The organism is Chitinophaga agrisoli (assembly GCF_008386695.1).
Lineage (GTDB): Bacteria > Bacteroidota > Bacteroidia > Chitinophagales > Chitinophagaceae > Chitinophaga > Chitinophaga agrisoli.
In genome coordinates this window covers 2,327,725-2,351,420 of sequence record NZ_VUOC01000004.1, presented here as the reverse complement: position 1 = coordinate 2,351,420, position 23,696 = coordinate 2,327,725, and the positions used below count along the sequence as shown (strand labels likewise).

At 50.4% G+C, this 23,696-nt stretch carries 20 protein-coding genes and 1 riboswitch; of the genes, 8 read left to right on the top strand and 12 right to left on the bottom strand.

What is annotated here, in order from left to right:
• Positions 1–60 precede the first annotated feature (60 nt).
• The 3 genes from F0L74_RS28335 to metE form a co-directional block, all read right to left on the bottom strand.
• Positions 61–456, bottom strand: a complete 396-nt coding sequence (locus F0L74_RS28335; RefSeq protein ID WP_149841260.1) for an acyl-CoA thioesterase — start codon at positions 454–456, stop codon at positions 61–63.
• A gap of 7 nt (positions 457–463) precedes the next feature.
• Positions 464–706, bottom strand: coding sequence for a cysteine-rich CWC family protein (locus F0L74_RS28330; protein WP_149841259.1), 243 nt, complete (start codon positions 704–706; stop codon positions 464–466).
• Positions 707–884: 178 nt separating this feature from the next.
• Positions 885–3,188 (bottom strand): 5-methyltetrahydropteroyltriglutamate--homocysteine S-methyltransferase, encoded by a 2,304-nt coding sequence (metE, locus tag F0L74_RS28325; protein ID WP_149841258.1) that lies wholly within the window; start codon positions 3,186–3,188, stop codon positions 885–887.
• Between the two features lie 168 nt (positions 3,189–3,356).
• Positions 3,357–3,569: riboswitch (cobalamin riboswitch) on the bottom strand.
• Between the two features lie 197 nt (positions 3,570–3,766).
• Between metE and pepT the strand changes: the two genes are divergently transcribed.
• The 3 genes from pepT (at position 3,767) to F0L74_RS28310 (ending at position 6,294) form a co-directional block, all read left to right on the top strand.
• Positions 3,767–5,017: a peptidase T gene (gene pepT, locus F0L74_RS28320; protein WP_149841257.1), complete on the top strand. Its 1,251-nt coding sequence runs from the start codon at positions 3,767–3,769 to the stop codon at positions 5,015–5,017.
• Between the two features lie 103 nt (positions 5,018–5,120).
• A complete protein-coding gene (locus F0L74_RS28315; protein ID WP_246197842.1) occupies positions 5,121–5,843 on the top strand; it encodes a MotA/TolQ/ExbB proton channel family protein in 723 nt (240 codons plus the stop codon).
• Between the two features lie 40 nt (positions 5,844–5,883).
• Positions 5,884–6,294, top strand: coding sequence for an ExbD/TolR family protein (locus F0L74_RS28310; protein ID WP_149841256.1), 411 nt, complete (start codon positions 5,884–5,886; stop codon positions 6,292–6,294).
• A gap of 324 nt (positions 6,295–6,618) precedes the next feature.
• Here the strand turns inward: F0L74_RS28310 and prmC are convergent, their stop codons facing one another.
• Positions 6,619–7,485 carry a peptide chain release factor N(5)-glutamine methyltransferase gene (gene prmC / locus F0L74_RS28305; protein WP_149841255.1) on the bottom strand — a complete coding sequence of 289 codons (867 nt, stop codon included), beginning with the start codon at positions 7,483–7,485 and terminating at the stop codon, positions 6,619–6,621.
• 73 nt (positions 7,486–7,558) lie between these two features.
• Between prmC and ribD the strand changes: the two genes are divergently transcribed.
• Complete coding sequence (ribD, locus tag F0L74_RS28300; protein ID WP_246197841.1) at positions 7,559–8,575, top strand: bifunctional diaminohydroxyphosphoribosylaminopyrimidine deaminase/5-amino-6-(5-phosphoribosylamino)uracil reductase RibD; 1,017 nt, start codon at positions 7,559–7,561, stop codon at positions 8,573–8,575.
• A 67-nt stretch (positions 8,576–8,642) separates the two neighbouring features.
• A complete protein-coding gene (locus tag F0L74_RS28295) occupies positions 8,643–9,239 on the top strand; it encodes an IMPACT family protein (protein WP_149841253.1) in 597 nt (198 codons plus the stop codon).
• Here the strand turns inward: F0L74_RS28295 and F0L74_RS28290 are convergent.
• On the bottom strand, positions 9,232–10,119 hold the full coding sequence (locus F0L74_RS28290) for a 3-hydroxyacyl-CoA dehydrogenase family protein (RefSeq protein WP_149841252.1): 888 nt from the start codon (positions 10,117–10,119) through the stop codon (positions 9,232–9,234). The two genes, F0L74_RS28295 and F0L74_RS28290, sit on opposite strands and share 8 nt — an antisense overlap.
• 152 nt (positions 10,120–10,271) lie before the next feature.
• Positions 10,272–10,919, bottom strand: coding sequence for a carboxypeptidase-like regulatory domain-containing protein (locus F0L74_RS28285; RefSeq protein WP_149841251.1), 648 nt, complete (start codon positions 10,917–10,919; stop codon positions 10,272–10,274).
• A gap of 137 nt (positions 10,920–11,056) precedes the next feature.
• On the opposite strand from F0L74_RS28285, the gene F0L74_RS28280 reads away from it, so the two are divergent.
• Complete coding sequence (locus F0L74_RS28280) at positions 11,057–12,154, top strand: Mrp/NBP35 family ATP-binding protein (RefSeq protein WP_149841250.1); 1,098 nt, start codon at positions 11,057–11,059, stop codon at positions 12,152–12,154.
• Between the two features lie 17 nt (positions 12,155–12,171).
• Positions 12,172–12,786 (top strand): FMN-binding negative transcriptional regulator, encoded by a 615-nt coding sequence (locus F0L74_RS28275; RefSeq protein ID WP_149841249.1) that lies wholly within the window; start codon positions 12,172–12,174, stop codon positions 12,784–12,786.
• Positions 12,787–12,888: 102 nt separating this feature from the next.
• Here F0L74_RS28275 and F0L74_RS28270 read toward each other — a convergent pair whose 3' ends face one another.
• From F0L74_RS28270 to F0L74_RS28260, 3 genes are all read right to left on the bottom strand, one after another.
• Positions 12,889–13,941, bottom strand: a complete 1,053-nt coding sequence (locus F0L74_RS28270) for a proline iminopeptidase-family hydrolase (RefSeq protein WP_149841248.1) — start codon at positions 13,939–13,941, stop codon at positions 12,889–12,891.
• A gap of 219 nt (positions 13,942–14,160) precedes the next feature.
• Entirely contained in the window at positions 14,161–15,519 is a 1,359-nt protein-coding gene (locus tag F0L74_RS28265; RefSeq protein WP_149841247.1) for a Gfo/Idh/MocA family protein, read from the bottom strand.
• Positions 15,520–15,736: 217 nt separating this feature from the next.
• Entirely contained in the window at positions 15,737–16,594 is an 858-nt protein-coding gene (locus F0L74_RS28260) for a sugar phosphate isomerase/epimerase family protein (protein WP_149841246.1), read from the bottom strand.
• A gap of 687 nt (positions 16,595–17,281) precedes the next feature.
• Between F0L74_RS28260 and pyrF the strand changes: the two genes are divergently transcribed.
• The gene (gene pyrF / locus F0L74_RS28255; protein ID WP_149841245.1) at positions 17,282–18,103 is read left to right on the top strand and encodes an orotidine-5'-phosphate decarboxylase; all 822 of its coding nucleotides are present in this window, start codon (positions 17,282–17,284) and stop codon (positions 18,101–18,103) included.
• A 190-nt stretch (positions 18,104–18,293) separates the two neighbouring features.
• Here the strand turns inward: pyrF and F0L74_RS28250 are convergent, their stop codons facing one another.
• From F0L74_RS28250 to F0L74_RS28240, 3 genes are all read right to left on the bottom strand, one after another.
• On the bottom strand, positions 18,294–19,586 hold the full coding sequence (locus tag F0L74_RS28250; protein ID WP_149841244.1) for a RagB/SusD family nutrient uptake outer membrane protein: 1,293 nt from the start codon (positions 19,584–19,586) through the stop codon (positions 18,294–18,296).
• Between the two features lie 17 nt (positions 19,587–19,603).
• Positions 19,604–22,702, bottom strand: coding sequence for a SusC/RagA family TonB-linked outer membrane protein (locus F0L74_RS28245; RefSeq protein WP_149841243.1), 3,099 nt, complete (start codon positions 22,700–22,702; stop codon positions 19,604–19,606).
• Positions 22,703–22,828: 126 nt separating this feature from the next.
• Positions 22,829–23,575, bottom strand: a complete 747-nt coding sequence (locus F0L74_RS28240; protein WP_149841242.1) for a DeoR/GlpR family DNA-binding transcription regulator — start codon at positions 23,573–23,575, stop codon at positions 22,829–22,831.
• Between the last annotated feature and the right edge of the window lie 121 nt (positions 23,576–23,696).

Genomic DNA, 23,696 nt, shown 5'->3' with positions numbered 1-23,696 from the left:
GGTTCCGGACCTATCTCCGCGTAATTCATTAGCACATTAGTATATTAGCACATCAGCAAATTATTCCGGTGGCAATACAATCGCCGTAGGCCGTTTAAGATCGTCAATAGCTACAAAGGCAAAGCTGCCTTCAATGGCTTTCTCCCGGTGGTTGGAATACATCTGCTCCACATACACAGTTACACATACTTTGAGACTGGTTTTCCCCACGTGTATCACTTCTCCCACTAATTCTATAATGGTGCCATGCGGAATAGGTTTCTTGAAATCTATCCGGTCGCTGGATACCGTCACCATCCGCATGCGGCTGAAACGGGTTGCCGTAATGAACGCCACTTCATCCATCAACTGCATGGCCGTGCCGCCAAACATGGTATCATAATGGTTCACCGTATTGGGAAATACGGCCTTATAGATCCTGGTAACGGACCGGGCAATCTGTTCTTCGTAAGACATAATGTATCTATCGCTTTGCGGATAAGTTGAATATTTGCTGCAGCCTTTGCCGGAACTGCTCCTGTTTGTATTGCTGTTTCATAGTCTGCAGACAGGAGGCGCATAAACAGCCGTTAAACTGCTGGCTGATGAAAAAGCGCTCATCATCCGTTAAGGATACCTCCTGGCACTGACAGCGCAGAATGGTGCCCACCCGGCATTCGAAGGCGGTATTACAGCATGGGCAGTGGACGGTTTCATGACAGGCCATGGTTCAATGTGCTAATGTGCTAATGTGCAGATGTGCAGATGTGCAAATGTATTGTCGCGGACATTTAATATGTGGGCAACAAATTTCATTAGTAAATCTAACGAAATAAGCGCAATCCATACATTAATCTTCGCATATCCATATCATTACATCATTTGCACATCTGCATATTTGCACATTAGCACATCAGCACATTAGCCCTCATTTCCCTGGCTGCCGCTACCATGTTACGCAACGCCTGCTCCGTTTCCGCCCATTTGCGTGTTTTAAGGCCACAGTCAGGGTTCACCCATATATTACGCGCGGGCAGCAGCTGCACCGCCTTTTCCAGCAGTTCCGTCATTTCTGCCGTAGTAGGCACACGGGGCGAATGTATATCATATACGCCAGGCCCTATCTCATTGGGATAGCGGAAAGCGGCAAATGCTTCCAGCAGCTCCATCTGGGAGCGGGAGGTTTCTATCGTGATCACATCTGCATCCATGGCGGCAATATGGTCAATGATATCATTGAATTCTGAGTAGCACATATGCGTATGGATCTGCGTATCATCCTGCACGCAGGATACGGACACGCGGAAAGCCTTCACGGCCCAGTCCAGGTACGCATCCCAGTCGGCTTTACGCAATGGCAGCCCTTCGCGGATGGCAGGTTCATCTACCTGTATCACTTTAATACCGGCATTTTCCAGGTCCTGTACCTCATCACGGATAGCCAGCGCTATCTGCAGGGTGGTATCGGCACGCGGCTGGTCATCACGCACAAAAGACCATTGCAGGATAGTGACCGGGCCTGTTAACATGCCTTTCATAGGCTTGGTGGTCAGGGTTTGGGCATAGCTGCTCCATTGTACGGTCATGGGTTGCGGGCGTTGCACATCGCCATAGATCACCGGCGGTTTTACACAGCGGGTGCCATAGCTTTGTACCCAGCCATGCTGCGTAAATACAAAACCTTCCAGCTGTTCGCCAAAATACTCCACCATGTCATTCCGCTCAAACTCGCCATGCACCAGTACATCCAGGCGCAGGCTTTCCTGCAGCTGTACGGCGTCTATGATCGCCCTGCGGATGGCAGTATCATATTGCTCCGGCGTAATATTGCCTTTTTTCAGATCGGCCCGCAGCTTGCGGATCTCTTCTGTTTGCGGAAAGGAGCCAATGGTGGTAGTGGGGAATGAAGGCAGTTTTAACAGGGCTTCCTGCTGTCGCTGCCGGATGAGGAAGGGGCTCAGCCGGGTGGCGTCTTCTTCAGTAAGCGCTGCTACGCGGGCTTTTACCGCGGGTTTATGTACAATGGCGGCGGTGCTTTTCTCCTGCAGGCTTTGGCGGTTAGCAGCCAGCAAGGCGGTATTGCCCGCCATTATCTGCTGCAGCTCGCTGAGCTCCTGTACTTTTTGTTTGGCAAAAGCCATCCAGCTTTTTATCTGCGGGGTTAGTACCTGTTCGTCTGTTTCCAGGTCCAGGTCATACGGCGTATGCAGCAGGGAGCAGGAGGTAGCCAGCAGCAGGCGCTCTGTGCCGATCGCTGCTTCCGCTTGCCGGATCAGCGCCAGGGAGCGGCTGTAATCATTCTTCCAGATATTACGGCCATTGATCACACCCAGTGATAGCAGCATGGTAGAGGGGAACTCCTGTAGTACAGTTTCCAGCTGCTCCGGTGCACGGGCCAGGTCAATATGCAGGGCCTGTACGGGCAGTTGCAAAGCTATTGCGGTATTATCCTGCAGGCTGCCAAAATAAGTGGCTACCATAATATGCAGGGCGGGCAGGCCGGCCTTCAGCTTCGTATAGGCATATGTGAAAAGGGCGTGTTCTTCCGGCGTAAGGTCCTGTACCAGGCAAGGCTCATCCAGCTGTACCCAGGTGGCCCCGGCTGTCTGCAGGGATTGCAGGTGATGCAGGTATACTGGCAGCAGGCGGTCCAGCAGGTCTGCGATCTGTAATTGCCCGTCTTTTATTTTGCCCAGCAGCAGAAAGCTGACAGGGCCCAGCAACACAGGTTTGGTATGGATGCCCAATGATAATGCTTCCTTAAATTCATCCGTACACTTGGTAGAAATGACCCTGAACTGCTGCTCTGCTTCAAATTCCGGCACCAGGTAATGATAATTGGTGTCCAGCCATTTGGTCATTTCCATGGCGGTGATATCCAGCCCATTCTTCTGATAACCGCGGGCCATGGCAAAATACAGCTCGGGACTGTTGGCATTGGCCAGGCTTTTTAATAGCGGCGTAAAGCGGGAGGGGATCACGCCGGTCATCAGGCACAGATCCAGCACCTGGTCATAAAAGGAGAAGTCGTTGGATGGGATCAGGTCAATACCTGCCTGCTGCAGGATCTCCCAATGCTGCCGGCGCAGTTGCCGGGCTGTAAGCTGAAGTTTCTCTAAAGACATTTTGCCCGCCCAATAGGCCTCACAGGCTTTCTTTAGTTCCCGCTGGCTGCCAATACGCGGGTAGCCAAGAACATTCGTTTGCATACTTGCAATGTTTTAATGGTAAAAGAAATACGGTCTGAACAGCAGGTATGCGGGCGGGAATAAAGAGAATGTCCAATGACCAATGGCGTGTAACAAAAGCCAGGTAGCCCTGTCTGTCATTCACATAGAAGATCACTATCGGTTGTATTGCTCTGTTCCGCGAAAGCATACATCAAATTGTTTACGGCAAGTCTCCTGGCTTGTAACAATGAGGACCGTCCTTCTCGTGCCGGCGTACTAGCCGGAACAATGGACAACTGGTGGCCATCACCTTTGCAAAGGTTACTTACAGTTGCGCGTCAGCCCGTGATTTGCACACGGTTCCTTTTTAATCCCTTAGCGGCGGGGCGCCCTAAGGAAACCGCAAACAGTATTGAGTGTTGTAAAGAACCGTTACAAATATAAATACCTTTCATTAATCCCCTGTATTTTTCTATGCAAACCTAAATCGATAGTATATATAAACAGTGAACTGCGTAAAATTTGGTTTTTTGTATTAGAATGTAGTTGTAAATAAGTAAGATGTTCTATTTTCATTTCCTCCTGCAAGGCAAAAAAGAAAATCTTACGTTTGCAGGATGTTTACCAATTACAAGTACTCCGTTACAGACCGTTTTTTACGGTACGTGCAGATAGACACACAATCTGATCCTTTAAGCGCCAGCTTCCCCTCCACAGCTAAACAAAAAGACCTGGCCCGCCTGCTGGTACAGGAGCTGCAGGCCATTGGCGTTACCGATGCGGAACTGGACGAGCATGGGTATGTATACGCTACCATCCCTGCCAATACGGATAAAACGGTGCCGGTGATCTGTCTTTGCTCGCATATGGATACTTCCAGCGATTGTAGTGGTACCAACGTAAAACCTATTATACACCGTGCATACGATGGCAGCGATATTGTGCTGCCGGATGATCCTTCCCAGGTGATCCGGGCGGCAGAACATCCCTACCTGCTGCAGAAAAAAGGAAATGATATTATTACCGCCAGCGGTACTACCCTGTTGGGCGCAGATAACAAAGCAGGCGTAGCCGCCATTATGGACGCTGCCCGGTTCCTGCTGCAGCACCCGGGCATCCGCCATGGCGCCATACGGATCCTGTTCACGCCCGATGAAGAAACCGGCCGTGGCGTGGAAAAGCTGGATATGACAAAACTAGGCGCACAATATGGCTACACCCTGGATGGGGGAGAGCTGGGCTCCCTGGAAGATGAGACCTTCTCTGCCGATGGCGTTAAGATCACCATCCAGGGCGTAGGCATCCACCCCGGCACCGCCAAAGGCAAACTGGTAAGCGCCATTAAGATAGCGGGAGAGATAGTAGCGGCACTGCCAACGGACCGGCTCTCACCGGAAACGACAGAAGGCCGTGAGGGTTTTATCCACCCCGTGCGCATACACGGTACGGTAGAACAGGCAGAGATAGACTTTATCATACGCGACTTTGTTACCGCGGAACTGGCCAACCATGAGCAGCTGCTACGCGGCATCATGGAAAAGGTATTATTGCGCTACCCGGAAGCCAGCGCCATCTTTGCCGTTAATCCCCAATACCGGAATATGAAGGAAGTACTGGATCAGCACCCCCAGGTATGCGCCCATGCGGAAACTGCGATACGCCGCGCCGGTGTGGAGCCGCTTAGGATGATCATCCGCGGGGGTACGGACGGTTCCCGCCTGTCCTTTATGGGCCTGCCCTGTCCCAATATCTTCACGGGCGAGATGGCCCTGCACAGCAAACATGAATATGTAAGCATACAGGATATGCAAAAGGCCGTGGAAACCATTGTGCACCTGGTGCAGGTATGGGAAGAGGAGGCCCGGTAGCAGTCAATAGCGCTACTGAGATAATAATTTGCGCCGCTTTCCGTTTTTACATTAACTTATTGTACCTTAATTTAATACTTTTGCAAGGTTTAAATTTAAATGCATGTTGTTATCAGGACTAGTTACAGTATTACAGGACTCATTGCTGATACCCAAAGCCGATACAGTGGCTACTGCCGCTAACGCCGTTGCAGCAGATCAGCATATCCAGCTGTTGGATCTGTTGATGAAAGGCGGCGTTTTAATGATCCCCCTTGGTATCTTATCGCTGATAGCAGTTTTTGTGTTTGTGGAAAGATATATCACCATCGCCAAAGCGGGCCGCATAGAAGAGAATTTCATGCCCATGATCCGCGATCATATCACCGGTGGCAACATACAGGCAGCCCGTTCCCTTTCCAAGAACACCGCCAACCCGGCTGCCCGTATGATAGATAAGGGTATTCAACGTATTGGCAAACCCATTGAGAACATAGAACGGTCTATGGAGAACGTGGGCAAGCTGGAAATATACAAGATGGAAAAGAACCTGGTGGTGCTGGCCATTATTGCCGGTATTGCGCCTATGTTCGGCTTCCTGGGTACCATTGCCGGTATGATCCAGACCTTCTTCAACATCTCCATCACATCAGATATCACCTTGGGCACCATCGCCGGCGGTATCTATGTAAAGATGATCACTTCCGCAACAGGGTTGATCATCGGTATCGTGGCATACATCTGTTATAGTTTCCTCAATGCGCAGATAGACAAGGTGGTGAATAAGATGGAAGCTTCCTCCGCAGAGTTTATAGACATCCTGCAGGAGCCCGCCAAGACGATGTAACAGTTAATGATCCTTCATCAATCATTATTAATTATTCAGCATGAATTTGCGCAGCAGAAGAGGTAAACGGTCGGTAGAACTACATAACTCAGCATTGAATGACATCCTGTTCATTCTGCTGTTGTTCTTCCTTATCGTATCTACCCTGGCAAATCCAAACGTTATAAAACTTACCCTGCCCAAGGCCAAGAGTAATACCAAGGCCAAACAAACCGTGGTGGTGAGCATAAATGACAAACGGGAGTTCTTTGTTGGCACCAATAAAGTGCCCTTCGAAAGCCTGAAGCAAATGCTGGTGCCTGCCCTTGCCAGGGACACCGCCGGCGCTACTATTGTGATCAATGCAGAGAAGACCGTACCGGTAGAGGATGTGGTGCGGGTAATGGAAGTATCCCGCGAAATTGGCGCCCGTGTAGTGCTGGCTACCGCCAACCCGCAGCGTAAGGAATAGGCAAAAAAAAGAGATGCATATTGTTAAATATGCATCCCTATCATTGAACGCTTATTCCTTTCAGTTTTTATCCCGTCTTCTTTTTAGGGAAGAGGATAAGGTTAGTTAGGAAATCACCGTTCTTTAGATAAGTAAATACCATTATCATGCCAGAACGGCCTTCTCTCTGATAATACTGGTCACTACCCGGATCAGTGTAGAAACTACGAAACATTCTGCGCAAATTATTACTGTGGATTCCCCTTCAAACTCAGCATTGCTGCACATTCTGTTATATCCAGCTCATCCACTCATCAGCCCCATCTGCACATCTCCTGTCCGCATTTATTTCACCGCTTTCACCATCCTGTCTTTCGCAAAAATATCCTGCCGTAACTCCACGTCCTTAAACCCCTGTTCCTGTAGTAACGTCACCACCTCTTTCCCATACGCTTCATTTATTTCAAAGTACAGTTTGCCGCCATCTGGCAGTATTTTCAATGCCAGCTGCCCTATACGGCGGTAAAACAGCAGGGCATCCTCATCCGGGACAAACAACGCCAGGGATGGCTCATAGTCCAGTACCTGCGCCTGCATACCGGTGCGTTCGCTATGTTTAATATAGGGAGGATTGCTGACGATCACATCAAAATCCGGCAATGCTGCGGTAGCCAGTTCATCTAATACATCTACCTGTTCAAAATGCACATCCAGGCGCTGCCGGGCTGCATTGGCCTCGGCAGTCTCCACCGCGCCGGGGCTGACGTCTATCCCCCATACGGTGGCATGGGTAAGCTCTCTTTTGATAGCCAGGGGGATACATCCGCTGCCGGTACCAATATCCAATATCCTGTCCTTGACCTGTATATCATGTTTGCCATCCCGCGCATCGGTGATCACCCAATCTGCCAGTTCCTCCGTTTCCGGGCGGGGAATGAGCACCTGGGGGTTCACCAGCAGCTCCATACCCCAGAACCAGGCCGTACCGGTCACATATTGTACCGGCTGTTGTGCTAAAAGGGCGTTCACCGCCTCTTCCAGCTGTATTTCCTGAACGGGCGTTAAGATATTTTCCTTAAAAACAACACGGTCCAGTTTACTCAGACCGGTGATATGTTCCAGCACCAGATGTGCCACGTTAGCCGCTTCCCTGGCGGAATACAGGGGTACAATGGTATCGGTGACATAGGTAAATGCAGTTTGTATGTTCATGCAATGATTTGAAAATGATATTTTTGCAATTTAACATGTTCTGCGCATGAACCACCAGCAAAACGAACTTTTTATGCAACGCTGCCTGCAGCTGGCCCAACTGGGCGCCGGCCATGCAGCGCCTAACCCCATGGTGGGCGCCGTGCTGGTGCACCAGGGCCGCATTATAGGCGAAGGTTATCACCGCCAGTACGGCCAGGCGCATGCGGAAGTGGAGTGTGTACGGAGCGTGGCGGAAGAAGACCGCCCGCTGATCACGCGCGCTACCATGTATGTAAGCCTGGAGCCCTGCGCGCATTATGGGAAAACGCCGCCCTGTGCAGACCTGATCGTGGCCCAGGGTATCCCGGAAGTGATAATAGGCTGTACCGATACGTTTTCTGAGGTAAGCGGAAAAGGCATTGAAAAGTTGCAGAAAGCCGGCATAAAAGTCACCACCGGCGTGCTGGAAAGGGCCTGCCGCGAGCTGAACCGCCGCTTCTTCACCTACCATGAAAAGAAACGGCCCTATATTGTGCTCAAATGGGCGCAATGTCCGGCGGGATTTATGGCCACCCTTAGCGGGGAGCCGGTACGCCTCTCCAACGAGTACAGCGACCGCCTGGTGCACCGCTGGCGCAGCGAGGAAATGGCCATTATGGTAGGCACCAATACCGCCCTTACGGACGATCCGCGCCTTACCAACCGCCTGTGGACGGGTAAAGACCCTATACGGCTGGTAATAGACCGGGAGCTGAAAACGCCTGCCCATTACCGCCTGCGGGATGGCAGCGTGCCTACCTGGTTCTTTACGGAGAAAGCGGCTGGCAGCGAGGGGTTAACGGAAACCATCTATACAGATTTCCGGCAGCCCATACTGCCCCAGCTCATGGAGCGCTTACATGAAAAAAAGGTGATCAGCGTATTGGTAGAAGGCGGCGCCTACCTGTTGCAACGTTTTGTAGAAGCCGGCCTTTGGGACGAGGCCCGCGTGATCAACGGCAGCAACATGTTACCGGATGGCGTAAAAGCCCCTGTACTGCCCCGCGCATTATTAATGGAAGAAACCACCCTGGAAGGGGATAGGATCCTGTACTACAGGAAAACATAATGCAGTAATGCATAACTGATGGCTATCAAAACAGCATCACCACCAGGCGAAACACGCAAAAACAACAATGGAAGTTTATTTTACAATTGAGAAAACGGCAACAGCAGAATACAAGGACAGGGGCAGCAAATTCATCGCATACGCGTACCCGGTAAGGAATGCGGACGAAGTGAAGGAGCGCCTGCAGGAGGTTAAAAAAGAGCACCCCAAAGCCACCCACCACTGCTTTGCCTACCGCCTGGGCACTGATGGCCTGCAGTTCCGCGCCAGCGACGATGGCGAGCCTTCCGGCACGGCCGGCAAACCTATTCTGGGACAAATAGACAGCAAACAGCTCACCGATGTACTGGTGATCGTAGTCCGTTATTTTGGCGGCACCCTCCTGGGCGCCCCGGGTCTTATTAACGCCTATAAAACAGCTACCGCCCTGGTACTGCAGCTTATACCCGCCGTACAAAAGAATGTAGAGATAAAATACGAGCTCAGTTTTGATTACACCATCCTCAATGAAGTGATGATGGCCGTAAAACAAAACAACTGCTCCATCCTTTCCCAGGAGTTGCAGTTGTTTTGCGCTATGCAGATAGGCGTTCCCAAATCTAACCAGGAACTGTGCCTGCTGCGTTTAAAAGATATTTACGGGTTGGAAGTAAGGGTTATTTAAACCGGCTGCTCACCACCAGGTCTTTGCTGCCGGCGGTATACTTATAAAAACCTTCGCCGGTTTTTACGCCCAGGTAACCGGCTGTTACCATATTCACCAGCAAGGGACAGGGCGCATATTTAGGATTGCCAAAACCATCATGTAATACCTGCAGTATGGAAAGGCATACATCCAGCCCAATAAAGTCTGCCAGCTGTAAAGGTCCCATCGGATGGGCCATGCCCAGTTTCATCACGGTATCTATTTCCTGCACGCCGGCCACCCCTTCATACAGGGAGCAAATGGCCTCATTGATCATGGGCATCAGTATACGGTTGGCAATAAAACCGGGATAATCATTCACCACACAGGGTACTTTGCCCAGCTTTTCTGACAGCGTTACAATGGTGCTGGTCACTTCCTTGTCAGTGGCATAACCGTTGATGATCTCTACCAGTTTCATAACAGGTACGGGATTCATAAAATGCATGCCGATCACCTTCTCCGGACGTTTGGTGGCAGCGGCTATACGGGTAATAGAGATGGAGGAGGTATTAGTGGCCAGTATCGCATCTGCAGGCGCATGCTGGTCCAGCTCTGCAAAGATCTTCAGCTTTAGCGCGCTGTTCTCCGTAGCGGCTTCCACCACCAGCGAGGCATTTTTAACGCCTTCTGCAATAGAAGTAAAACTGGTAATATTTTGCAGGGTTTGCGTCTTTACTTCGGCGGTAATGCTTTCTTTGGCCACCTGCCGGTCCAGGTTCTTCTGGATCACGCCAAGCGCTTTTTCCAGCGCAGGCGCTGAAACATCAATAAGGTTCACCTTGTAATTGTGCTGTGCAAAAACGTGTGCAATGCCGTTTCCCATAGTGCCGGCGCCGATGACTGCTATTTGGTGCATAACTGAAATTTAATGTGCTAATGTGCTGATATGCTAATCTGCTAATGTAGGATGAAATCTGCATATAACATGCAGGCACGCCAATGTATAAACACAAATATCACTATGCACCTCTTCAGCACATTAGCATATCAGCACATTAGCAAATTAACTCAATCGTCTTTTTTCTTGAAATCACCCTCTTTCCACGCCTGTATGAATTGGGCCCAGGCCAGGGGGTTGAAGATATTCTGGGGAGCTGGTTGTCCCGCGTAGTAAAGGGATTTTGCCTGTTTCTGCATGTAGCTGTTCACCGCCTCGCGCCCGTCTACCGGCATATAACGCGCCAGTGCCCTGAGTTGAGCGGATTGGGTATTCTTACGCGCTATCTCATACTCATCATCCGGTATATCATCGCTGATAAAAGCCTTATCAAACTCCTCCTTGCTGGGATAGGGTTTGATGATCGTCACCGGCAGATAGGTGGTATCTTCTACCAGCAACTGTATCATGGAAAAATTATTCCCTTTCAGGTCCGTTGGGATCCGGTATTCCTTCTTTTTAAAACCTACGGCGCTAAAGCTAAGGCTATCGCCTTTAAAAGCCACAATAGAGAACACGCCCTGGCTGTTGGAGATGGTTCCCCTGCCTTGCCCCCTGATCACGATGCTTACAGCCGGTATGGCGCGCAGGCTGTCTGCGGTCATAGTGATACCGGAGATCTGTATAACACTGTCTTTAAACTGCGTGATTTGTGCTTTCACCAGGAAGGGAGATACAAGGAAAAAAACTAACAGTATGTAGGAACTAATCTTTCGCATGCCGGTCCTAAGATAAAGGAATTTGTCAGATTGTTCAACGGGGCTATTGCCACATCGACAAAAACTATAATTTATCGTCCAAATTAACCCCCGTTTAGGTTAACTTTGCTTACTGGAATCAAATTTAACAACATTTTATGATCACAAAAGAGCAGGTTTTACAGGCCTTAAGCAACGTAGAAGAACCGGATCTGGGAAAGGACCTGGTAACGCTGAACATGGTGAAAGACATAGAGATAGACGGCAATAATGTAAAATTTACCGTGGTGCTGACCACGCCTGCCTGCCCGCTGAAAGATATGATCCGTAACGCCTGTATCACCGCCATCCACCTGATGGTGAGCAAAGAGGCGCAGGTGACGGTAAATATGACCGCTAATGTGAACTCCAACCGTAAGGACGGCAGGTCAACGCTGCCGAACGTTAAAAATATCATTGTGGTAGCGTCTGGTAAAGGCGGCGTAGGTAAATCCACCGCAGCGGCCAACCTGGCCCTGGCCCTGGCAGAGGGCGGCGCGAGCGTAGGGCTTATGGACGCGGACATTTACGGTCCCTCCGTACCCATCATGTTTGGCGTACGCGGCGAAAGACCCATGATGACCAATGTAGACGGTAAAGGCATGATCGTGCCCCTGGAGAAATACGGTATCAAACTGATGTCCATCGGGCTCCTGATAGACGAAAAGCAGGCAGTGGTTTGGCGTGGCCCTATGGCCAGCAGCGCCCTTCGCCAGTTTATTACAGACGTATACTGGGGCGATCTCGACTACCTGGTAATTGACATGCCTCCCGGCACCGGCGATATCCATCTTACCCTGGTGCAGACCGTGCCCGTAACCGGCGCTGTGATAGTGACCACTCCCCAGGATGTGGCACTGGCAGACGCCAAAAAAGGCATCATGATGTTTGCCGGCCAGCAGATCAACGTACCCATCATCGGCCTGGTAGAGAATATGTCTTATTTCACCCCGGCAGAACTGCCCAATAACAAATACTACATCTTTGGTAAAGACGGCGGCAAACGCCTGGCGGAAGATATGGAGATCCCCTTCCTGGGCCAGATTCCGCTGGTGCAAAGCATCCGCGAAGGCGGTGACGACGGCGCTCCCGTAATGGTGGGCAATGACGCGATCACCAAACAGGCCTTCCTCGAATTTGCCGGTAATGCTGCCCGCAGCATCGCTATGCGCAATGCCAACATCGAGCCTACCAGGATCGTAGAGATAGTTGTGTAAAAGCTAACCGCGCCTTTATGCATATTCCCAAGTATAACCAGGTAACAGACTGGCAGGAGATAGCCGCTTTTATCCGGGAAAATAGCTTCGGCATCCTTGTGAATGTAGCTGCCGGCACGCCGCTGGCTACGCATATCCCTATTGAGCTGGAAGAAAGAGGGGATGGCAGCCATGTGCTCACCGGGCATATCGCCAAAGCCAACCCGCAATGGGAGGCTTTTACCAACGGCCCCACCCTGGTTATCTTTACCGCGCCGCATGCTTACATCTCATCCTCCTGGTACGAAAAGGAAACGATCCCTACCTGGAACTACATCGCCGTACATGTATACGGCCAGATCCGCCTGCTTACGGAAGATGAACTGCGCGCCTCCCTGGCCCGGCTCATGGACCGCTACGAAGCGGCTTCCGCCCAGCCGGTAAGCCTGCAGGACGTGCCGCAACAGCACCTGGAAAACAATCTCCGCGCCATCGTTGGGTTTGAGCTAAGCATTACCGATGTACAGGCCCGCTTTAAGCTGAGCCAAAATAAGCATGAGCAGGACTATAACAGCATCATCACCCATCTCCGGGAACGCAGCGACGAAGGTTCCCATAAGATCGCCGGAGAGATGGCGAAACGAAAGAAATAACTAACACAGATAAACAGGAAAGGGCCGGTTAAGGCCCTTTTCTTATATATTATTTTACTTTGGCTCTTCATTGTCTCATCCGCACATCCGCACATTCACCCATCACTTTCCAGCCTCCTTAATAAACTTTACCACCCCGTTCATATAAGTGGCCTGATCATCATACATTGACAGGTGGCTGCCGTTTGCGCAAAAAAGATAAGTGCCATGTTGTACCTGGCCAGCCATCCATTTCATATGCTCAGGGTCCATGGTATCGTATTTACCGCCTATGGTCAGGGTAGGTATGCTGATGGTCTTTAGCCGCTCCTTTACATCCCAGTGCTCCAGTTTACCGGAAATGCCAAATTCACTGGGTCCCTGCATGGTCACATACAGGGATTGATTCATTTTTGAAAAAGCGCGGGTTACCGGGTCTGGCCAGCTGGCTAAGGGCAGCCGCAGGATATGCTGCGCATAGAAATTAGGCATCAGCAGCTCCATGTATTTAGGATTCTCGAAATCGCCTTTTGCTTCTATCTGTTGGATGGTATCCAGTACTTTGGGATCCATGGTTTTGGCCAGTACGTCTTTGGCATATTTGTCATAATCCGGGCCGCTGGCCATCATGTTGGAGATGATCAGGCCTTTCAGGTGGTCCTGGTATTTAAGCGCATATTCCATAGCCAGCACGCCGCCCCAGGAGTGCCCCAACAGGAAAAAGTTATCCTTATCCAGGTGCAGCGCCTGCCGTACCTGCTCTACTTCGTCTACATACCGTGGCAGATCCCACAAAGCGGTATCTTTCGGATTGTCTGAATTACCGCAGCCCAGCTGGTCGTAATAGATCATTTCAATACCTTCTTTAGGCAGAAAACTTTCAAAACACTGCATGTACTCATTGCTGGCGCCCGGACCGCCGGACAGCAACAGTACTTTCATTTTCGGGTTATTGCCTATGCGTTTGGTCCACACGTTGTACTTCCCTTTAGGCGTTTCAATGGTGATGGTTTGTACGCCGCCGGTTTGCACCGCATTGCTGTCTGCCGGTGTAAAATAACTTTTCAAAGAGAGCTCCTCGCCAGAGGAAGCAGTAACAGGTTGTCCCTGGTTGCAGGCCGTCATAGCAGACATAATAATGCTGCTGGCGGCCAGTACGAATGTTGCTGTTTTCATTGGTTGATGGTATATATTGATGATGTTGTAACTGTATAAATATACTATTAAATCAGGCCAATGTTACGGGGTGATAAATGTTCGCTATTTGTTATCCCTTTACCATAGCCGTTCTTACGGGTGTTATATGACCGGTTTTGGTGACGGGCTATCAACAAAAAAGGGCGCATCCGGAATACCGGTGCACCCTGTGTTTGTTATCATATCAACCAATTAGCCTTACATCTTAAATGCTTTACCGCCTACCATCACTTCCTGTGTGGCCTCGTCGAAAGTGGCTTTCTCACCGCTACGGTAGGCCGCATTACCCATAATAAGGGCAATAGAGTGGGAGTAGGCCGCTTCAATAGGCGCGTTGGTTTGCTTGCGGGAGCGCACGCATTCCATCCAGTTGCGTACGTGTCCGTTGGTCAGCGCATCGCCGCCGGTATTAGCGCTGGTTTCTGCTTTAGTGCTGGAGGTGGTGAGCGTTTGCTCTGGCAGCAGGTTGGCATGCAGGCCCATTTCCTGTGCTTCCCTTTCCCTTAAACCGCCTGTAGGGCTGATCTTGTTGCTATCCATATCGATAGTGCCGCCATTGGAGTAATAGATCTCCTTAATACCGCCGGCAGAGTTATGGAAGCGGGAGCTGTACATTACCTGGAAACCGCTTTTCGGATCATCGTCCGGGCCGTATTCAAATACTGCGGTCAGGGTGTCCGCGTTGGCGCGGCCGTCCTTCCATACATAGATGCCGCCGTTGGCTACCGCAGAGCGGGGATGTTTCAGGCCGCTGAACCAGTGTACGGTATCTATCTGGTGTGTCATCCACTGGCCAAAGATCCCGCTGGAGTAAGGCCAGAACAGGCGGAACTCCAGGTATTTACGGGGATCCCAATTATCCTGCGGACGGTTAGCGAGGAAACGCTTCCAGTCAGTGTCAGATTCACGGATCTGTTTTACCAGCTCTGGTCTGCGCCAGCGTCCCGGCTGGTTTACATTCCAGGTCATCTCCACCATGGTGATAGGGCCAAATTTGCCCTCCTTTATAAAGTTGGCGGCAGCATGGTAACTGGGGCCGCTGCGGCGCTGTGTACCTACCTGGAATATCTTACCGGAGCCTTTTACCACTTTCAGTGCAGCGCGCGCTTCTTCCATGGTCTCTGCAAAAGGTTTCTCACAGTATACATCCATTTTATTGCCTACTGCTTCTATTGTATGGTAAGCGTGCTGGAAATCTGCGGTGGCAATGATCACGGCGTCCAGGTCCTTATTGCGGTACAGTTCATCGTTGTTTATATAAGCCTGCACGCTGTGCCCGGCTTTTCCCTCCAGGAAGGCCTTGCCCTCTTCGCGGCGGCGTTTCCAGATATCTGATACGGCGATCATGTCAAAATTCAGCTCCTTGTTATTAGCAAAGAAACAGGGTAGCAGCGCCTGACGGGCCCTGTCGGAAAAGCCCACCAAACCCACATTTACACGGTCATTGGAACCCAGTATGCGGGCGTAGCTGCTGGCCGGCATGCCCATAGCGGTAAGGGTAATGCCAGCGCCGCCCAGTAACGATTGTTTCAGAAATTCACGACGTGTTTTTTCCATATGATAGATAGTTTATTATTTGTTAGTTAGCTGCTTTAATTAAAATACCGGCCGTTCAAGCTAATCGCTTAAAGTGCACCGTTAAAATTGCACCGTTCAAAAAAACGCCCATCAAACCCATTGTTCAGGACCATCTTCCGCAGTTTACGGTATACCGCTCAAACCTGTCAATCAACCTCGTCCGCAAAGCACATCGCTCAAAGCCCATCGGTATCAGCTAGTTCCTGTATGCCTCTTCCAGTTGCCCCTGCAGATAATCCAGCGTAGGCTTGCTCTGTGCCGCCATATCTTCCCAGCGGCATTCCACCATAATACGCCCATCAAATCCAATACGGTGCAGCGCTGCAAAATACGGCCGGAAATCCTGTTGCGCCACGCCCGGCGCAGCCCTCTTTTCCCGTTCCGCAATATGGCAATGCACCAGGTTCCCTTTTGCATTGTCAATCACGCTGGCCGGCTCATTTTCCTTTAGCATATGATAGATGTCTGCGGTAAGCTTAAAATTGGGATGATGAATCGCATTCACCACATCATTAGCCTCTGCCAGTGTATTGATAAAATTAGTTTCCGTGCTGTTCAGGTTTTCCATGGCAATAATGCGGTCGTATTTGGCCGCTACTTCGGCCATTTTACGGCACAACACAATGAACTGTTTTTTCACCACCGCATGGTCTACACCGTCGGGTATCTTTCGTGCATCGCCGCTGCCCAGCACAATCAGTTGTATACCGGCTTTCTGCGCCCGCTGCATCACGGTATCCACATAACCCAGCACGCGGGCCTCATCTACCTGGGGCCCAACGATCTTAATAGTACCGGGGATAAAACCGTTACAGGTCTGCACTTTACAACGTGTTTGCTTAATATCCGCAGCCTGACTTGCAAACTGCGCATCGTTCACCACCGGTGATAATAAGCGGCTAACGCCTTCTTCAATATAGATGTAACCAGCCTTGCCAAAGATGCTGTCGTTCTTATAAGAACTGCAAACCCCGATACTGGGCAACTTTTGTGCATTCGATTGCAGACAGAGTGATAAAAGAAGCGTAAGTAATATCCAATAACGCTGTTGCATGGGTAATTTTTCAGTTAACGTGGAGAGCTAACGGGGGCGGGCGGATTTTTTCATAAAGAGATGAAAATCAGTGCACGCGCAACCTCATCTGACTCCGTGGAGATACAAATATATTTTCGGTGGATAAGTTAATAAGTAAATCGGTAAGATCAAAATTTAAATGTTCGGTTGACAGGTTATCGGTAGCAGATCGTTACCGGCGGCAGGAGACGATATTTAAGTTCCGGAATAGGCCGGATATTTAGTGTGTTACGGATAGTATTACAATCCGCAACTGCAATAATTTTTCAGCGGATTATATGTCTGAGCATGACCATTATTTGTTGCGGCATTTTCCTGGCCGCCAGCCTTCAGGCGACTCGTGACAGCACGCTCCGGCAGCTATGCTATCTACCGGTAACACTGCAGAAGCGCTGCAGTTTACGTACATATGACTAGTATATATATACAAAAATGATATTACTGAATCTGACAAAAATACCAGAACTTTAACCATGAGCCTGATGTTGCCAACAGTAGTCATTTGAACCATCGTATTACCCAACTATTGCTGCGAAGGTCCTTGCCTTCTCCCGGGCCATGGGCTATGAACTGCTGACTATCTGGCCATCTAAAGATTAACAACTAACTTTCAATCACATGCATTGTTTAAGTTTTACTTAACTTTGCGCCCCAAATTAAACGATTATGAACCGACAGGAATTAGTGGGCCTGATAAAGGAAAGGCAATCTTATTTATGTGTAGGCCTGGACACGGACATACACAAGATTCCCAAACACCTGTTGTCCCATGCGGATCCGGTGTTTGCCTTCAATAAGGCTATCATCGACGCTACAAAGGATCTTTGCGTGGCTTACAAGATCAACACCGCTTTTTATGAATGTATGGGTATCCGGGGCTGGGAAACCCTGCAGCGCACGGTAGAATACATTCCTTCCGGCATCTTTACCATTGCAGACGCCAAACGCGGCGACATTGGCAATACAGCCACTCAATACGCCAAAACATTCTTCGATACTTATAATTTCGATTCCGTAACCGTGGCCCCCTATATGGGCAAGGACAGCGTTACGCCTTTCCTGGCCTTTCATGAAAAATGGGCCATTATGCTGGGGCTTACCTCCAACGAGGGCAGCCAGGATTTTCAGCTGCAACGGGTAGGGGATGAGTACCTGTACGAGAAAGTGATCCGCGCCGGTATGGAATGGGGTACGCCCGATAACCTGATGTTCGTGGTGGGCGCCACGCAAACGGCTCAACTGGCCGCTATCCGCCGCCTGGCGCCAGATCATTTCTTCCTGGTGCCCGGTGTAGGCGCCCAGGGTGGCAGCCTGCAGGAAATTTCCTCCCTGGCCATGAATAAGGACTGCGGCTTACTGGTGAACGCCAGCCGCGCCATCATTTATGCTGGCAACGGCGAAGATTTTGCGGTGGATGCCCGCAACGCAGCTATGCAGTACCAACAGGAAATGTCAGAATATCTCTCTCAAATAACAGTGAATAGCTAGCTGTTAGCTTTTAGCAATTAGCCGTAGCGATCGATGTGGAATAATATCCGGCGATCACTAACGGCTAATTTATTTTAATACATAAATAGCCGTTAGCAATTGAAACAGCAATCTCCATTTCAATTACTAACGGCTAAGCACTAATATCTCTCCGCTTCAATCCCCAACCGCTAAAAGCTAAAAGCTGTTTCTAAAACGCCGGATCCGCCGGCGTATTCGGATTATTATCCCGCTCAGCAAAAGGATACGGGAAAAAGTTCCGCTTTCTTTCCGTAAGCGGCCGGTTAAATCGCCGCATATCTTCCAGCTTCAACCCTGACATAAATAATTCTATACAACGCTGCTGATAGATAATGGTCAGCTGTTCCGCCTGTGTAAGCGGGCCTAAAATAGGCGGCAATCCGGCGCCTACGCCCAGGGAATCTGCCGCAGGCGATTTGGTCACCACCCGGTTCAACTCCGTCAGGCCGCTGGGCAGGTCGCCCTTACGGGTATAACATTCCGCCTTAATAAGCCATATCTCGCCCATCTGGTATACCGGTATGGGCGTGGTATTATTGATCCAGAACCCGCTGAGACGATAACGTGGCGGGTTGCCGTCAGTGGCCACCACTGCATAAAAAGGAACGCGTTTATCCGCCAGGTTAGGCTGCAATCCGGCCGGCAGTCCCAGGGTAGAGTCCTTTACCTGGAAAACGTTATTGGTGGCCGTGGCAGTTTCCCATACCGGGTTAGGAAATATAGGATCATACCGGAACAGCACCGCTTTTGCCGTCACCAGGTTGGCGGTTGTCAGGGCCAGGTCATAATTCCCGGCAAACAACGCATACCGCGCTTTTAGCGCCAGTAATGCGTTCTTAATATCCATGCCGCTGGGAATATTGGTCAGGAAACCGCTGCTGGGCGGCGTAGCCGTGATAGCAGCCAGGGCTTCATCAATCCATCCCACGATCTTCGTAAAGCCGGCCTGCCGGTTAATGAATGAAACATTCGTATTCAGCGAGCCGGTAGTATCCGGCACCTGCTCCCAGAACATAGAGAGGCTACCCATGGCAAGGGCTTTGAAGATGGTGACATATCCTATCAGGCCACTGGCATACGCCTTATCATCCATCGTTTTTGCATATTCGATCACCCGGTTGGCGTCAAAGATGATCTTATTGCTATTGGACCATACATTGGCCAGCACCGTATTGGTACCATCTACGCTACCGCCCCCGGTATTCAGCTGGTTTTCCGGGATGTTGCCCGCATTGCGCAGCAGCAACTCATCCGTAGTAAAACCGTTAGCCGTTACCAGGTTGTAAATGCCGCCTGCCCGGTTGGTGGAATAGATCCTTTGCAGACCCACCGCCACGCCAGTCACGGCCTGCGTAGAAGTGAACACATCCTCTTCCGGGGCCGCGGAAGGGTTGGTGAAATCTTTTTTACAGGCCCCCGCCAACATACTGATGATACAGATACCCGCTATTATCTTTTGCATAACATACTTTTTAAAGGTTAGAATTTTGCAGACAGGCCTACGCTGTAGGTCCTGGGCACCGGCACGGCGCCAAAGTCAATACCACGCAGAATAGTGCTTTGGCCTGCTGCATTCACTTCCGGGTCATAGCCTTTGTAGTTGTCCCATGAAATAAGATTACGCCCGCTCACGCTGATGGTGAGATCGCGGAATCCTTTGATGCGGCCTATGTTATAACCTAAGTACACTTCCCTCAGCTTCACGAATGATCCGTCATCAATACGCCATTCTTCCGTAGCATAAACGCCTGCTATATAACCACGGGGCAGCTGTCCCAGGTCTTCCTGTTCTGCTACCTTGCCATTACCCACACCCTGACGGGTACGCCAGTCGGCATTCCATACATCATTGCCCTGTACGGCGTCTAACTGTACGCGCAGGTTCAGTTTCTTATATGTAAATTCATTCACTAAAGAAGCGGTATAATCCGGGTTAGGATCGCCCAGCACTTTTCGCAGGGTAGTGCCGGTAGGCAAACCAGCGGCGTCACGCTGAGGCGTATATGCCAAAGGTCCGTTCTGTACGCCTTTTTCTATCTGCGGTATGCCGGTGGGGTTCTTTACTTCATTGCCATTGGCATCCCGGGCGAAGAAGGTACCATAGAATACGCCTATTGGCTGTCCTTCCAGGATGGCCACCGGCGCGCCGCCATTGGTGCTGTACAGGATCAGGGATTGCCCGATCTTCAGCGCTTTATTGCGGTTCCGGTTAAAGATGCCTGTTACATCCCAGCGGAAACTTTTGCTTTGTACCGGCACCAGGTTCAACACCACTTCAATACCCTTATTCTGCAGGGAGCCGATGTTGTTGCGATAGCTGGAGTAACCGGTAGTAGGCGCTACCACACGGTCCAACAGCAGGTCATCCACCTTTTTTATATAGTAGTTGAACTGCAGGCCTATACGGTTATTAAGGAAGGCCATATCCGTACCAAATTCTGTTTCCTGCTGCCGTTCCGGCGCAATATCCAGGTTGGCCAGCGTAGGGCTGCCCGCATAGGAGATCTTGCTGTTAAAGGCATTAGGCGTATAGGAATTAAAACGGTCATAGGCGCCAATACCGGTCAGGTTACCGGATTGTCCGTAGGCCCCCCTTAATTTGAGGAGGTTCCACCAGCTGCCGATGCTCGCATTCTTCCAGAAATCTGCTTCTGATAAGATATAACTGCCGCTGCCTTTCACATATACCTGGTTGCGCTCATCTTCCCCAAATACAGATGATCCATCCATACGCAACGCACCGGTCAGGAACAGCTGGTTCTTGTACTGGAAGGTCTGCTGCAGATATACCCCGGAAATGGAGATCTCGCTGCGGCTATCCGCAGAGGGTAGGGGAGTGGCGGCGCTGTTCACCGTTTCTACAAAAGGCGCCAGGCCACGGCCCTGTGCCAGCAGGTAAGTATTCTTTTCATATTGCAGGGAATAGCCTACCTGCGTTGTAGCGCCAAAGTTGCCATGCAGGTCCCATTTGTAGTTGGCGCTCAGGTCATGGTTGATCTGGAAGAAATTATCTGTAGCCGCACTGGCATAACCATTCTGTGTGGCGTCCAGCGTAAGGCCGCCGCCAAAGAAAGCGGGGTTTACATTATAGGCATAAGGCGGCATAAACGTAGTACCTGCCTGACTGTAATTATCAATACCCAGCGTATAGTTAATGGTAAGGTTCTTTACCGGATAGATCTTCAGCCCTGCATTGGCCAGCACACGGCTGGTTTGCTGCCGTTGCTTAAAGTCCTCTATAACAGATACCGGGTTTACGCGGCCCCGCTCACCCACGGCCTTCAGGTTACCATTGGCGCTGCGGGTAAAGATATCGTGCATATTACCGATGATGGTCACAGAGTTCATGGGGGAGAAGAAGGAGTTGCCATCTGGTTTTTCATCTGCAGCGCTGTTCACATAGTTCACGCCTGCGCTAAAACTTAGCCAGTCCGTCATCTGCTGGTCCAGGTTCACGCGGAAGCTATACCGCTGGAAATCCGTGTGCTGAATGATGCCCTGGTTATAGAAATAGGAAGCAGAAGCATAGTACTTTGTCTTATCCCTTCCACCGCTTACAGATACGTTGTTATCCGTGCCTATACCTGTATGGAAAATATAATCCTGGTAATCGTAGCGTTGTACCGGCGTAGTCCGGGTGGTATCCGGGGTGAGGATATCCTGTGTGAACACATCCGGCGAGCCGCCAAACTTAACGGGAGCGCGGTTCACCTCTACTTTTTTACGCAGCTGGCTCACCATAAAATTGGTAGAAAAACTTACCACAGGTGCGCCGGAGCTGCCTCTTTTGGTAAAGATCTGCACTACGCCCGCATTCGCACGGGAACCGTAGATGGCCGCTGCCGCGGCGCCATTCAGTACTTCTATACGCTCTATATCTGCGGGGTTAATATCCACCATCCTGTTCTGACCAATGGAACCTATAAAAGTAGTGCCATCATAGGTATTGGCGGTATTGGTTACCCGGTTGGTGGCATTGTTTACAATGATCCCATCTACAATATACAGCGGGTCTGAAGAGCCGGAGATAGTACTGATCCCCCTTAACCGTACGGAAATGCCGCCGGCTGGATCGCCGGAGTTCTGCGAGATCTGCGCGCCGGCAGTTTTACCCTGCAGGGCGGCCAGCGCATTACCCGTAGCGCCTTTGGTCAGCTGATCGGCTTTTACGGTGCTGATATAGTTACCCAGCTGCCGCCGTGTAGTACCTTCCGTGGTGCCGGTCACCACTACTTCATCCAGGCCCAGCGCATCTTCCGATAGCTGGGTAATAACGGTATAATCGCCGGCGCTGCCTATCTGGAGGGATTGTTCCCGGCTGGCAAAACCAACGCCGGAAAACCGGATGGTATAGGCGCCGGGCTTCAGGCCGGCATTAAAGCTGTAATTGCCCTCTGCGCCGGTAACGGCGCCATAGGTAGTGTTGCGTACCTGTACGGTAATGCCGGGGATGCCTTCGCCGTTAGCGCTGGTCACCTTACCGGCAATGCGTACCTGGCCGGCGGCCCCCAGCCCTGTTAACAGGCATACAAGCAGCAGCCGCCATTTCCTGCATGAGCGGAATAACAAGTGGTTCATAAACGAGTTTTTAATGTGAAAGAACAGCACACAGATATATAGGATTACAGGTGAAAAATGCCTGAATACGCGTAATACAATACAAATACACTTGTATCACTGCATCAGTTTTGATCACGTTCTATCTTACATCACATTCAGTCCCGCCTTCTTATAAGCCGACAATAGCTGGTCTTCAGGGGATAGTTCTGTTATCAGCGTATTGATCTCCTGGATGTCGCACACCCGGATACGCTGTGAAGTGTTCACTTTTTCCGCAATGGTCAACGCCACTACATGTTGTGCAGTGGAGATCATTGCTTTTTTGATCTGCATTACTTCCCAATCATTCTCTGTAAGGCCATGCGTGGTATCTATGGCATTGGTACCCAGGAAGCAGAGGTCTGCTTTTACCTGTTTGATTTTGGCTTGCGCTTCCCCGCCTACGGTGATCTGCGCATTTTTTGACAATTTATCTCCGATAAGGATGATTTCGATATTCGGGTGATGCATATATTCGATGGCGGCCGTCAGACTAACGGTAAAGAATGTAGCTTTCAGGTTAGCTGGTAAAGCCCTGGCCAGTTCAATGATGGTAGTGCCGCCGGTAGTAAGCACAAACATGCCGTCCTGTATAAGCGATGCGGCTTTCTGCGCAATGATCTGCTTTTCCTGGAGGGCATATACCTGCTGAGCGTTCAGAGAAAGATGGTACCCCTGCGACAATGCGCCGCCATGTACCTTAATGAGCCGTCCCTGATCTGCCAGTTCCGCCAGATCGCGCCTGATCGTATCCTCGGATACTTTGATCTCCTGGCTCAGATCGGCAGATAAAACCCGGTTATGCAGGTTCACCTGATGCAAAATATAGGTTTGTCTCTCTTTTTTAAGCATGATAAAAAAGCGAAATAGACATTGGTTGTTACTGTTAATATCGGCAGAAAAACGCAAACGAACAAGCAAAAACTGGCACTTCATAGGAAAAAGCCTGCAAATACCTGCAAACTGATCTTGT